The organism is Planomonospora alba, from assembly GCF_039534085.1.
Classification (GTDB): domain Bacteria; phylum Actinomycetota; class Actinomycetes; order Streptosporangiales; family Streptosporangiaceae; genus Planomonospora_B; species Planomonospora_B alba.
On sequence record NZ_BAAAUT010000016.1, the window covers coordinates 117,079 to 129,690 of the forward strand.

At 72.0% G+C, this 12,612-nt stretch carries 12 protein-coding genes and 1 tRNA gene; 8 read left to right on the forward strand and 5 right to left on the reverse strand.

Annotated elements, in window-relative coordinates; all coding sequences use genetic code 11:
* Positions 1 to 154: 154 nt before the first annotated feature.
* From ABD823_RS12295 to ABD823_RS12320, 6 genes are all read left to right on the forward strand, one after another.
* Complete coding sequence (locus ABD823_RS12295) at positions 155 to 841, forward strand: hypothetical protein (RefSeq protein ID WP_344858923.1); 687 nt, start codon at positions 155 to 157, stop codon at positions 839 to 841.
* Positions 838 to 1,992, forward strand: coding sequence for a glycosyltransferase family 4 protein (locus tag ABD823_RS12300; protein WP_344858925.1), 1,155 nt, complete (start codon positions 838 to 840; stop codon positions 1,990 to 1,992). The genes ABD823_RS12295 and ABD823_RS12300 overlap by 4 nt, the downstream gene beginning before the upstream one ends.
* A 241-nt stretch (positions 1,993 to 2,233) precedes the next feature.
* Positions 2,234 to 2,707, forward strand: a complete 474-nt coding sequence (locus ABD823_RS12305) for a SigE family RNA polymerase sigma factor (RefSeq protein WP_344858927.1) — start codon at positions 2,234 to 2,236, stop codon at positions 2,705 to 2,707.
* A complete protein-coding gene (locus ABD823_RS12310) occupies positions 2,704 to 3,381 on the forward strand; it encodes a permease-like cell division protein FtsX (protein WP_344858928.1) in 678 nt (225 codons plus the stop codon). Before ABD823_RS12305 ends, ABD823_RS12310 begins: the two co-directional genes overlap by 4 nt.
* A gap of 171 nt (positions 3,382 to 3,552) precedes the next feature.
* Complete coding sequence (locus ABD823_RS12315; protein ID WP_344858945.1) at positions 3,553 to 4,383, forward strand: PSP1 domain-containing protein; 831 nt, start codon at positions 3,553 to 3,555, stop codon at positions 4,381 to 4,383.
* A 112-nt stretch (positions 4,384 to 4,495) separates the two neighbouring features.
* The gene (locus ABD823_RS12320; protein WP_344858930.1) at positions 4,496 to 5,284 is read left to right on the forward strand and encodes a metallophosphoesterase family protein; all 789 of its coding nucleotides are present in this window, start codon (positions 4,496 to 4,498) and stop codon (positions 5,282 to 5,284) included.
* A gap of 82 nt (positions 5,285 to 5,366) precedes the next feature.
* On the opposite strand, the gene ABD823_RS12325 is transcribed toward ABD823_RS12320, so the two are convergent.
* Genes ABD823_RS12325 through ABD823_RS12340 form a run of 4 tightly spaced genes read right to left on the reverse strand, consistent with a single transcriptional unit; the run spans position 5,367 to position 10,603 of the window.
* Positions 5,367 to 6,752: a DUF4407 domain-containing protein gene (locus tag ABD823_RS12325; protein WP_344858932.1), complete on the reverse strand. Its 1,386-nt coding sequence runs from the start codon at positions 6,750 to 6,752 to the stop codon at positions 5,367 to 5,369.
* The gene (locus tag ABD823_RS12330) at positions 6,749 to 7,738 is read right to left on the reverse strand and encodes a hypothetical protein (RefSeq protein WP_344858934.1); all 990 of its coding nucleotides are present in this window, start codon (positions 7,736 to 7,738) and stop codon (positions 6,749 to 6,751) included. Before ABD823_RS12330 ends, ABD823_RS12325 begins: the two co-directional genes overlap by 4 nt.
* 16 nt (positions 7,739 to 7,754) lie before the next feature.
* Entirely contained in the window at positions 7,755 to 9,872 is a 2,118-nt protein-coding gene (locus ABD823_RS12335; protein ID WP_344858935.1) for a hypothetical protein, read from the reverse strand.
* A complete protein-coding gene (locus ABD823_RS12340) occupies positions 9,869 to 10,603 on the reverse strand; it encodes a hypothetical protein (protein ID WP_344858937.1) in 735 nt (244 codons plus the stop codon). Before ABD823_RS12340 ends, ABD823_RS12335 begins: the two co-directional genes overlap by 4 nt.
* 201 nt (positions 10,604 to 10,804) lie before the next feature.
* On the opposite strand from ABD823_RS12340, the gene ABD823_RS12345 reads away from it, so the two are divergent.
* Positions 10,805 to 11,323: a Pycsar system effector family protein gene (locus ABD823_RS12345; RefSeq protein WP_486352082.1), complete on the forward strand. Its 519-nt coding sequence runs from the start codon at positions 10,805 to 10,807 to the stop codon at positions 11,321 to 11,323.
* A gap of 58 nt (positions 11,324 to 11,381) precedes the next feature.
* Here the strand turns inward: ABD823_RS12345 and ABD823_RS12350 are convergent, their stop codons facing one another.
* Positions 11,382 to 12,119, reverse strand: a complete 738-nt coding sequence (locus ABD823_RS12350; protein WP_344858940.1) for a Crp/Fnr family transcriptional regulator — start codon at positions 12,117 to 12,119, stop codon at positions 11,382 to 11,384.
* A gap of 204 nt (positions 12,120 to 12,323) precedes the next feature.
* Between ABD823_RS12350 and ABD823_RS12355 the strand changes: the two genes are divergently transcribed.
* Positions 12,324 to 12,400: transfer RNA gene (locus ABD823_RS12355), tRNA-Thr, on the forward strand.
* Positions 12,401 to 12,612: the final 212 nt, after the last annotated feature.

The window sequence follows — 12,612 nt, forward strand, 5'->3', positions numbered from 1 at the left end:
AGAATCCCAGCGAAACTCGACATATTCGTTATAAATCGTTGAGCGTGTCCTGCTCTTTCGGGGATGAGCGGAGAGGACCAGGGGGCCGTTGGTCAGCATGGGAATACGCCGTGAGGTGACCCCGCGGGGAAGCAGGCGGGCTGTCACGAGCAGGGTGGACGACGAGGACACGCTGAGGATCGAGTGGCCGGAGCCGGACGACGGGGAGATCGTCCTGCGGCACGTGGAGACCGGGCGGGAACGCGCGGGCACCGACCTGACCGGGCTGGCCGCGGGCATGTGGACGGTCTGGAAGCACGGCGAGCCGGTCGCCACCGACGATCCCGGCTTCTCGCTGGACGGGATGGCCGCCTACGCCGCCCGGCCGCGCGACAGGGAGATCCGGGCGTTCCGGACCGCGAGGGGGACCCTCGCCCTGATGGTGCGCGAGGTCGAGCCGTACGTCGAGGTGACCCGGGTCGATCCGGGGGACGGCGTGATCACGGTGCAGGGCGTGGTCGCCTACGGGGAGCCGCCCGGGGGCCCGGCCCGGCTGGTGGCCGCGGCGCGCAAGGGGCCGGAGACGGACGGGCGGGCCGTGCTGTCCGGACGGCGCTTCACCGGGACCGTCGCGATCGAGCCGATGGCCGCCGGGCAGACGCGGCGGCGGGTCTTCTGGGACCTGTTCGCCCAGATCGGGGAGGTACGGCTGGCACTGGCCGCCCGCCTCGACGACGTCACGGGCAAGAAGACCAAGGTGCGCTTCCCCGCGCAGTACGTGGAGCGGGTGCGGGTGCGGCCCTACTTCACCGACACCGACGCCCTGGCCGTCGCCTGCACGGTCGAGGAGGAGAGCGAGTGAAGATCTCCTTTTTGATCCTCAACGCCTACGGCATGGGCGGAACGGTCCGTGCCACCCTCGATCTGGCCACCGAGCTCTCCGCCCGGCACGACGTCGAGGTGATCAGCGTCTTCCGCCACGCGGACGAGCCCTTCCTCCCGCTGGGGCCGCGGGTCCGGCTCCGCGCGCTGGTGGACCTGCGCGAGGGGGCCCGGGTGCGCTGGCCGTACACCGGCAGGGCGGAGCGGCTCAGCCGGGAGCCCAGCGCGCTGATCCATCCGGAGGAGCGCGCCTACACCTCCTTCACCGCCTGGAGCGACGAGGTGCTCCGGCGGGAGCTGCGCCGGCTCCGCACCGACGTACTGGTGACCACGCGGGCCGGGCTCAACATCATGGCCGCCCGGTTCGCCCGCCGCCGGGTCGTCAGGATCGCCCAGGAGCACCTGCACTTCGAGGCGCACAAGCCCGGGATCTTCGAGGAGATCCGGCGCTGGTACCCGGAACTGGACGCCGTCGTCACCCTGACCGAGGCCGACGAGCGGGACTACCGGGCCATGCTCGGCCGTGCCCGGACCGGGGTGTTCACCATCGGCAACGGGCTGGCGGCCGGGCCGCGCCCGCGCTCCCGCCAGGAGAACCGGATCGTGCTGGCCGCCGGGCGGCTGGTGCCCGTCAAGGGCTACGACCGGCTGCTGAAGGCGTTCGCCCAGGTGGTCGAGGCCCGGCCGGACTGGAAGCTGCGCATCTACGGTGAGGGCCGGGTCGGCGACCGGCTGGTCCGGCTGGCCGTGAAGCTGCGCCTGCACAACAACGTCACCTTCATGGGGCCGACGGGCGACATCGAGGGCGAACTGGCCAAGGCCTCGATCCACGCGGTCAGCTCCCGGTTCGAGGGCTTCGGCATGACCATCATCGAGGCGTTCGCGTGCGGGGTGCCGGTGGTCAGCTTCGACTGCCCCCGGGGACCGCGGGAGATCATCACGCCGGGCCACGACGGGTTGCTCGTCCCTCCCGACGACGTCGACGCCCTCGCGGCGGGGCTGCTGAGGATGATCGACGACGAGGAGGGCCGCCGCAGGATGGCCGCCAACGCGGTGGACACGGCCCGCGGCTACGACATCTCCATGATCGCCGATCGCTGGGAGGAGACCTTCACCGCGCTCGCGGGCTGAGCGGGCGGGACCCGCGTGACAGGCGCGGGCGGGCGGGACCGTACGGGGCCGGAACTCTCCGGCGCGGGGTGCGGAGCGTTCCGGAGTCCCCTGCGGGCAGGATGGAATTCCCGTGGACGGAGCAGCGGACAGGCCGGTACGGCGTCTCTGTGACGTGATCGTGTCATTGCCGGGGACGTCCCCGGAACCTGAGACAGAGCTGCTCTCCCCCGGAGAGTTCTCGGCCGGGGAGCGCGTCGACGTGGCAGGGCTGTTCGCCGAGCACCACCTCGGGCTCGTACGGCTGGCGCTGCTGATGGTGGGCGACCAGGCCACAGCCGAGGACGTCGTGCAGGAGGCGTTCACCCGGACGCACGCCGGACGGCGCCGCCTGCGGGACCCGGATAAGGCGCTGACCTACATCCGCTCGGCGGTGCTGAACGGGGCCCGTTCCGTGCTGCGCCGCCGGGCGGTGGCGTTCCGGCGGGCCGTGCCGTACGAGCCGCCGGTCTGGTCCGCCGAGCACGCCGCGCTGCTCGGCGAGGAGCGCAGGGAGGTGCTCCTCGCGCTGCGCACTCTGCCACAGCGGCAGCGGGAGGCGCTGGTGCTCCGCTACTACCTCGACCTGTCGGACGCGGAGATCGCCGAGACCATGGGGATCGGCGCGAGCACCGCCCGGTCCACCCTCGCGCGCGGCCTGGCCGCGCTCGCCCGGAAGCTTGGGGAGGAATCATGACCGCCATCGGAGATCGCCCCCACGGGGAGGAATCCGTCCTTGTCCCCGGCCCGGCCGCCGTCGCCGAGGAGCGTCTGCGCGACGCGCTGTCCGCCGCCGCCGGGACCGCCGTGGGAGTCCGCCCGCTGACGGCTCCCGCCCGCCACCGGATCCGCTTTCCCGGCCTGCTCACCACGGCCGCCGCAGCCGCCGTGGTGGTGGCCACCGTGTTCACGGCCACGGTCGTCATACGGCAGGTCTCCGGCCCACCCACGCCCGAACTGTCGCAGGAGCACGTCATCGCCATGGCGATGACCGGCGCCTCCTCGGATCGGGCCGACCGCGCGGACGTGTCGATCTTCCTCTGTACGGAGGACGACTACTACCCGCACTGCGGGAACAGGGAGGTGACGGCGGCGCAGAAGGAGGAGATCCGGCGGAGGCTCGACGCGCTCCCGGAGGCGGAACTCGTCGTCTTCGAGGACAGGGGTACGGCCTACGCGAAATTCACAGCGGAGTTCGCGGACTATCCGAAGCTGCTGGAGGCGATCCAGATGGAGGACCTGCCGGAGTCCTTCCGCGTCAAGACCAGGACCGATGCGGACTCTCAGGTGGTGATGGAGGCCGTCCGAGGACTCCCCGGCGTGTCCAACGTCATCGACCTGGCCTGTCTGCTCGGGGAGCGCGAGTGCTGATCCCGGGGTGGTGATCCTCGGTGGGGTGTGTCCACATCCTGTGGACACACCCCACCGAGATCTGGTTCGCCGTGGACCGTCCCGGATTGTGTGTTATCCCACCGGGACGGCAACGGCGCGTAGGGTGGGCGGTAGCCGTACTCCGAGTGTGGATCCGGGAGTCGCATGAGCATGATCATGGCCGTGAGCTTCACCCGTTACGGTCGGCTGTACTACCTCGATCCCGGCGGGCACAGTCCCAAGGTCGGCGACAAGGTGCTCGTGCCCACCGACGCCGGTCCCGAGGTGGCCGAGTGCGTGTGGGCGCCGCAGTGGACGAGTGAGGAGATCGGCGGCCTCCCGGTCTGCCAGGGCATCGCCACCGAGGAGCACCTCGCCCGCGACGAGGCCAACAAGCGGCGCCGCGCCGAGGTCCGGAGCGTGGCCAAGCGCCTGATCAGGCGGCACGAGCTGCCGATGAAGGTCGTCGGGGTCGACTACCTCGACTCCACCAACGTCTACACGGTCTACTTCTCCGCACCCCACCGCGTCGACTTCCGCGCGCTCGTGCGCGACCTGGCCCGCAACCTCCGCGCCCGGGTGGAGCTGCGCCAGATCGGCCCCCGCGACGAGGCCCGCCTCCAGGGCGGCATCGGCCCCTGCGGCCGAGACCTGTGCTGCGCGACCTTCCTCAAGGACTTCGAGCCGGTCTCCGTCCGCATGGCCAAGGACCAGGACCTGCCGGTCAACCCGATGCGCATCGCCGGCGCCTGCGGCCGGCTGATGTGCTGCCTGAAGTACGAGCACCCGCTCTACGCCGAGGCGCACAACCGGATGCCCCGGCCCGGCCTGAAGGTCGACACGCCCGAGGGACCGGGGACCGTGGTGGGGCGCAACGTGCCCTCGGACTCGGTCGTGGTCCGCCTGGACGACGGCGGGCGGCGCTGCGCCTGCCCCTCCGCCTCGGTCTGCTCGCCGCGCAGGCAGCACGACGCCGCGTACGGCGGAGCCGCCGAGAGCTGACCGGCCGCCGTCCCTGCCGGTGGTGCGGGGGTCCCCGGACCGGGACGGAGCCGCCGGGCGGGCGGGTAAACCCGGTTGTGGGGCGCGACGGCGGCTCGCCATGATGCGGCCCATGAGATTCGCGGTCATCGGGGACATCCACGCCGACTTCACCCTGGCCGACGCGATGGTCCGGCGGCACGCCGGCCCCGTCGACGTGATCTTCAGCGTCGGCGACGCCGAGCCGAACCGCGACGAGGCCGAGAGCCTCGGGGTGGCGGGCCCGGCCAAGTACCGCAAGGTCGGGGACTTCCCCCGGTTCGCCGCGGGCCTGCAGGCCATGAGCGCGCCGCTGTACTTCATCGGCGGCAACCACGAGCCGTGGCCCGCGCTCGACGCGCACGGGCCCGGCGAGTGGGCGCCCGGCTTCCACTTCCTGGGGCGCTCCGGGGTGGCGGAGATCGCCGGGCTCCGCGTGGCGTTCCTGTCGGGCATCTACTCCCGCCACTTCAGCGAGCCCGACGAGCCTCCGGCGGTCACCCCCGGGCGGCTGAAGGAGTACGGCTACTTCACCGGGCCGCACGTCGAGCACCTCCTCGAGGCGGCGCGTGGCCGGCGGATCGACCTGCTGATCACCCACGACTGGCCGGCGGGCCTGGCCTACCGCCACCGCGGCGGGGCCCCCGTGGGATGCCGTCGCATCCGTATGCTGACCGACACGCTCCGGCCGCAGGTGCACGCCTGCGGGCACATGCACGTGCCGTACCGCGAGCGCGTCGGCACGACGGACGTGGTCTGCCTCTCCCAGGTCCGGCACGGCACGTCCCCGGCCGACACGGTCGCCGTGCTCGAACTCGCCCCCGGCGGGACGCTCCGGGAGGTCTCCCTGGCCGGGCCGGCCTCCGGGCGGTCCCCCGCGTGAGGGGACGGCTCCGTCTCCGCCGGGCGGCCCCGTGGCCCGGCGGAGACGGAGACCCACGGGGCGGTGCGCGGTGGGCGGCGGCTCAGCCGGAGAACGGCCTCGTCAGCCCGGTGCCCACGTGGGCGCCGTTGCGCCGTTCCGTGCGATCGCCCCGCCGGCTCAGCTCCTCGGCCCGCTTCCTGACCATCTCCTCGACCTCGGCCCGCATCCCGGCGTCGGCGGCCTTGCCCTCGACGTCGATGCGCTGGCGGCGCCTGCGCAGGTCCTCGGAGTCGCGGTAGGCCTGGAGCTCGAGCTCGCCCAGCCGCCTCTCGGCGCTGTAGTGAAGCGTCTTGTCGTGGATCCTCTCCCGGACGCGGTTCTCGTGCTCGACCATGCGGTCGTAGGTGCTCGTGCCGCCCATGAGCTTGACGAGGACGGGCAGGCAGTCGATCAGGATCAGGAAGAGCCGGAACAGCCAGCTCGCCCCGAACAGGTACGTGTTCTCCGCGGTGACCTCGTCCAGGGCGCGCATGCGCTCCAGAAGACCGACGGGGTCCTCCGGGCCGGGCAGCGCGGCCACCCGGGCCTCGACGGCGTCCTCCACCCGCTTGCCGTACTCGTTCCGCGTGGTCGCCAGCGATCCGCTCAGCTCGGAGATCTGCGTGTTCAACGCCTGCAGCTCGGCGGCGTTCGCGCTCAGCCGGTTGCGCACCGCGTAGTCGTCCGCCTCCTGCTGGAGCCGCCTGCAGCGGGGACCCCATCCCGCCCTGCCGCTCAGCCCGGCGCCGTCCCTTCCCGCGCACTCGTCCGTCGCCTGGTCGATCAGCTCGGCGTGCCGCCTGCTGCCGGCGTCGACCTGCGCCTTCAGCCTCCTGGCATCCTCCTTGAGCTGTGCCAGCCGGGCCTCGTCCGCCGCGGGAGTGGAAGCCAGGAGCAGCGCGTTCCGGCAGTCCTGGGGCGGCGGCGCGGTGGACGGCGTCTTGGGGTTGCACGCCACCAGCAGGTCCCGCTCGGCGTTGCGCGCCTCCTGGCGCTCGTCGACGACGTGCTGGACGATCGCCGTCTCGAAGACCCGCAGGACCAGAGGCTCGGCGATGATGAATCCCAGCACCACGGCCACGAGCAGGCGGGGGATCAGCATCAGGAGCCTGCGCTGCCACATCCCGGTGACGGTCGAGACCAGCCACCTGTCGAGGTTGAGCACGATGAGCGCCCAGATCACCGTGGGGACGAGCATCGCGATGTGGGCGCCGCCCAGGACCTGGCTCAACGCGAACCACATCGAGATCCCGGCCACGACCGCCGTCCCCAGGATCACGCCGCCGAGGCCGACGTAGCGGGTGCGCTCCAGCGGGACCTGGTCGAGGATGCCCTCGTCGACCCCGGCCAGGACCCGCAGCCGCCTGCCGAGGTCGAGCCGCCGGGCGGCGGGGGGTGTCGCGGGCGGTGTGCGCCGGGATCGGGGCGCGGATGCCTCCGTGGTCAATCGAGGTCCTCCAGTCCGATCATCCGCGGGCCGTCGTCACCGGCCCCGGCCTGCTTGTTCTCGACGGCCCGCGGCCGGTCGGCGTCGGTGGGGGAGTCGGCGAAGGGCTCGACCCCGGCGACCGACTTCATGACCTTGTTGACGAGCACCTGGGTGTCGATGGGCAGGAAGTCCAGCGATCCTTCGGGCAGGCGCTCGATCAGATCCGTCAGGTACTTCACCCGGTTCACCTCGGCCTCGCGGGCGATGGACACGGCGTCGCCCAGCTGCAGTTCGCCGCGGCTGGCGGCCAGGGCCGCGGCGGCCTCGGCGCCCCGCCGGAAGATCTCCTCGATGCGTGCGACGTCGCGGTTCTCGATCGCCCACTCCAGCACCTTGCGCTCCTGCTCCCACCCGAGCTGCTTGATCCGCTGGCCGTGGTGGAGGATGTCGTTCGGTGGCAGGACGGCGACGTCGGCGAGGCGCGCCTCCGTCCCGGGGAGGCGCGCCGGGTAGAACTCCAGGTACGCCCGGACCCTGCCGGAGACGGTCGCGGAGAGAGCGTGCACGTCCTCGACCCGCGCCCCCTTGCCGAGTTCCATCAGCTCGGTGTCGTTGCGCAGGTGGTGGTGGAGGACCGTCGCGGCGTCGTCCAGCCCGGCGGCCACCACGGCCTCGGGGTCGGTCACCCGGCACTCGAAGGTGGCTCTGAGGAGGAAGGAGTAGCCCATGTCGCCGGAGGGGAGCTCGACGTCGACCCTGACCCGCCGGTTGCGGACGTAGACGACGCTCACGGAGCGCGCCTCCACGACGGCGTCCTCGGATCCCCGCAGGTGGCCGCTGTCGGTGTAGGCCTTGTAGCCGCCGTTCACCGCGAAGACGAGGACGGTTCCCGGCGGGGCATCCGGAAGCTCGCCGGGGTCCCGGCGGGTGAAGAGCCCCAGCCGCCGCCGGGGCGGGGGAAGAGTGCGCTCTTCGAGGATCGGATATCCGGTGTGCGGAGGCATCGGTGACTCCTTGGGGTCATGGTCGGTTCCGCGGGGTGCCCGCATTGAGGAGGGCGAGGACGATCTCCCTGGTGGGCCGGGCCTGCGGCCGTACGCGCCGGTCGGTGAGGGCCTGGTCGATCGAACGCCTGACCAGTACGGCCACACCGTCGGGCAGCGTGGACCAGACCGCGCGGCCCAGCGCCTCGGCGGCGGCCACCGCGCCGTCCTGACCGCTCAGCCCGCCGAGGGCTCGGCAGAGTGCCCGGACCGCGGCGGCGCGGTGGTGGGCGTTGTGCAGGGCCCAGGCCCACAGCACGCCGATCGGCTCGGCGCTCTCCGGCCGGGCGAGGAGGAGCGAGGACATGAGCGGCCGGTCGCCGTCCGGCCGGTCGGCGTCCAGCCGGTCGGCGTCCAGCACGCCGAGCACCGTGGCGATCACCCGCCGTGCCAGGCGCGGCTCCACGCCCTCGGTGAGGTCGCAGTCGACGTGCCGGGCGAGCAGCTGCAGCTCCGCCAGCGCGTCGCCGTCCCGCTCCGCCGCCCCCTGGAACAGCAGGACGAGGGCGCGCTGCGCGACCGTGCTCACCCGTACCCCGCGCGAGGACAGGAACCACAGCCAGCTCACGGCCTGCTGGGGGTAGCGGATGGACAGGGCACCCGCGAGGGCGAGCGCCGCCGTCATGGCCTGCGTCTGGCCGGCGTCGTCCACCCAGCTCAGGGTGACGGTGAGGGCCAGGGTGGCGGTGGCGTCGTCGGCGCACATCAGCGAGAGGGCGTTGGCGGCGGCGAGCCGCTCCCGCACCGTTCCGCCGGCCCACGGCTCCAGGAACGACTCGCGGACTTCCTCCGGGTTGATCCGGGCGAGCAACGCCAGGCCCGCCGAGGCCTGGACCTGGATCTCCGGCCGGTCCTCGGCCAGTCCCCGGACCCACGCGCGCAGCGGTTCCCACAGCCGGTAGTCGTAACGGCGGTGCAGCTCCCTGATGACGTGCTCGCGGTGGCGGACGCCGCAGAAGACCACCCGGCGCTCGCCCGGCTCGGCCGACGTCCCGATCAGCGGGTGCCTGCTGTCCCACAGCATCCGGGTCTGGGGGAGCTCGTCCCCGATCGGGCGTCGCTCGGGTTCGGCCCCCTGCCGCTCGATCTCGTCGGCGACGGCCTCCAGCTCCACCACGAGGCGCTCGAAGACGCGCTCCGGCATGCCGTAGGCGAAGGCGAGCGCCGCTACGGCCAGCACCTCTGAGCGTTTCGGGGAGCTGTCGAACCACCGGGAGACGGTGTCGCCGGCCAGGTCGGCCAGGATCTCCCCGGCCGGGCGGGTCCCGCCGCGGAGCTGCTCGGACAGCTCGACGATCCGCCGGGGCGTGCGCAGCTCGGTGACGTGCTCCCGGACCTCGGCGAGTTCGGCGGCGGGACGGGCCCGGCCGAGATGGGCGTCGAGCAGCTTCAGCGGTTCCGGAGCGCTCCACGGGATCTCGAGCGGGGAGAGGCCGTGGCGGCCCTCCGTACGGCTGACGGTGATCACCAGGTGGGAGTCCGCCTTCACGAGCTCGGCGCTCAGCGCCTCAAGCGTGAAGCGCCGCGTGCTCGCCTCGATGCCGCTCTCCATCCAGTCGTGGATCAGGTAGGCGCGGTTCCGCTTGGCGGAGACGGAGGAGATCAGGTCGTCGGCCTTGCGGTTGGGCGGGAGCACGACGATTCTGCCCACCGGGGCCCTGACGGCGTCGAGGAGGGCGACCCCGCTCGTCCACTTGCCGATGTCCTCGGCGCCGGAGAGGACGACCAGGTGGCGCTCGCGCAGCGTCGCCAGCGCCTCGGCGAAGGCGGCGGGCTCGACGAAGCGCCGGAGCGCGCGCTCGACGTCCTTGCGCTCCAGCCGGCCGGAGATGGACCTGGACGCGCCGCCCGCCATGCCGAAGGTGGCCTCCTGCGCCCGGACCTCGGCGTAGAAGTTGTTGATCACGGTGGCGGTCTGGCCGAGGGCGCTCTCGTCCAGGTCGCCCTGCGTGTTCTCCGGCGCGGGCCCATCCATCGAGGGGGACGGCTGTTCCCCGTCCTGCCCCTGTTCGGGATCGGCGCCGGACTCGGGCGTGGGTCCGGCCGGGTTCCCGGCCGGACGCTCACCCTTCTGCAGAGGTTCCTCGGCGGTCATTTCCGGACGATCCCGAAGGAGATTTCCTGGGCCTTTACCGGGCCGTTCACGTTGTTGATGACCTCTGCCGTTTGATGTCCGATCGTGGCGGCCCGTGCTTTCTCGTCCGCCTCCTCTTCCGCGGTGGCCAGGAGGTCCCGGAGCTCCTCGGAGGTGAGTTCCGGCACCCAGATCCACGCGGGGCCGGAGAACTCCTTCACGCGGACCGCGACGCGGTGGAAGTCCTCCTCCGCATAGGAGGTGTGCCCCTGCCGTATCACGTCCTCGAAGACCCTGCCGGAGAGGATCAGGGCGATGCTCGCCTCTTCCGCGCGGTCGAGCAGCCGCTTGAGCGGCCCCCAGTCGACCAGCCGGCTCGCTTCGACGACCGCCTGGCCGGCGTAGCCGTTGACGCACGGGTAGGCGGTGCCGAAGGCGAACGCTACCCTGAGGCGGAGCCGCTCCCGCGGGGGCAGCCCGCGGTTGCGCTCGGTGAGCTCCTGGTGGAGGGCGCGCACGTATCCGTCGACCACGACGGGGTCGGGATCGTTCGAGGGCAGGACGGCGAGCTCTCCGTCGCCCGCCGCCTGGATCGCCCATGCCGTGCGGTCGAGTCCCGCCCGGGCCGCCGCGCCCCGGTGGACCTCGACGAAGCCGCGCTGCATGGCCTCGTGCCGCTTGTCGTTGCCTCCCCCGTACCCCTTGAGATCGCTCGACATGACGAGCGCACGCCCGAAATCACCATTCGCCATGAATCACCCCTGGTTCTCCGTCGATGCCGCCCGCGTCCGTATGGCCCCCGAGTATGGGGCAGGACTGTCGGAGGGGATCCCCTACTGATAGGGGATGTAGCACCATCAAGCATGATGATGATCCGCAAGACGTATTAATCCATACTTAGGGGCATTTCCTCTGCCCTTCTCTGGGATTGACGACGAGAGAAGGGTGGCGAAGTGGGGCATTGGATCAGGCGAAAGGCGCATAAGTCAACAGATCGGGACCTAAGTGACGCGCTGGCAAGGGCGGCAGCATTTCAGAACTACGTTCAGCACGCCGACGGGAAGGTGAGCGTCCTCGTCGTCCTGCACGCCGGGGCCGCGGCGATCGTCGCCACGCAGTCCGCGGCGGGCGGCAGGCTCGCGGGAGCGGGCGCCGCCATCGGGTACGGCCTGCTGGGCCTGTTCCTGCTGGGGTTCCTGGTCTCCGGTTACCACCTGCTGCAGACCGTCAGGCCGGTCCTGCGGCCGCCGTCCGTCCGGAGCCGGTACGGCATCACCGGCGCCGGGCATCCGCAGCGGGCCGTTGCGGCCGACGACCTGCCCGAGAGGGTCCTGGAGGCGCACGCGATGGCGCGGCTCCTCGCGCAGATCGCCGCACGCAAGTACCGGTACGTCTTCCGGGCCGTGCCATGGGCGGGCCTGATGCTGCTCTCCGCGATCCTGTGGACGGTGCTCGTCGCGGCCTGGCGGTGAGCACCGGGACCGGGCGGCCCCGTGGCCGCCCGGTCCCCGGCCGTCCCCGGCGGGGCGGTCACGGTGACCACATCTCGGAGCCGAAGGCGCGCAGCCCTTCCGGATCGGTGACGACCAGCCGCTTCCACCGGATCAGCAGCAGCCCGTTCTTCTTGAGCAGCCGGACCGCGTTGTTCACCGCCGCCTCCTTGGCCCCGATCAGCCGTCCCAGCTCCGGTTGCGACAGCCTGACGCCGATGTCCGTCCCCTCCTCGACGGGGAGCCCGTGGCGGGTCGCCAGCTCGTCGAGCACCCGCGCCAGCCGTACCGGGACGGGGAAGGCGGCGAAGTCGAGCCTGCGCCGGTTCGCCCAGTCCAGCCGATCCGCGATCATGGCCGCCAGTGCGGACCACAGCCGGGGGTGCCTGTCGAGATAGGCGGTGAAGTCGGCCGCGGCGATCCGGAAGGCCAGCGTCGGCGTGCACGCGGTGACCGTCGCGGACCGGTCCGTCCCGCGGAGCACGGCCATCTCGCCCACGAGATCGCCGCTCACCCGCACCCCGAGCAGCGCCTCGGCGCCGTTGCCGAGGGCCGCCGTGACCTTGGCGCAGGCGGGCGTGCCCGGCCGGGCGGAACGGAGCAGCAGGACGTGGTCGCGCCGGGGGTCGCCCTGCTGGATCAAGACGGCTCCGGGCCGGTACGGCTGCGCATGGCCGAGTGCGAACAGCTCCGCGCGCGCGGTCTCGTCGAGTGCGGACACCAGGGTCCCCGCCGGCCAGGCCGAGCCGCCCCTGGGATGAGTCGCTCTGCCGGACACGAGACCTCCTCGCTCGGCGGTACGGGCACCGTCCGCCGATCGTAATCTCCGCAGCCGGGGAGCCGGAGGGGAACGCCGATCCGGGATTCCCCGTACCGGGCGGCGGGTCCCCGCGGCCGGTCGCCGGGTCCGCGCGATCGGGAGGAGCGGAGAACCCCCGGAACCATGTAGACTGCCGTAAGCCATGTGGCGCACACGTGGCACGCCGCCTTAGCTCAGTCGGCCAGAGCACTTCACTCGTAATGAAGGGGTCAAGGGTTCGATTCCCTTAGGCGGCTCCAGGTCAGAGGCCCCCACCGGTCACCGGTGGGGGCCTATTGCTAACACCTTTGCTAACGCTGCTCGTTGGCAGTGCCGCGGTGCAGGTCCGAGACTTTCGACGCTCGCCTGTCTTCAGTCCTTCAATCAGCGGTCTGGCTGCGGAGGATGTTGATGGCAGCTAGGCCGTGTCTGATAAATGATCACGGCCGGTGCGGTTAGATGATCGGCCATG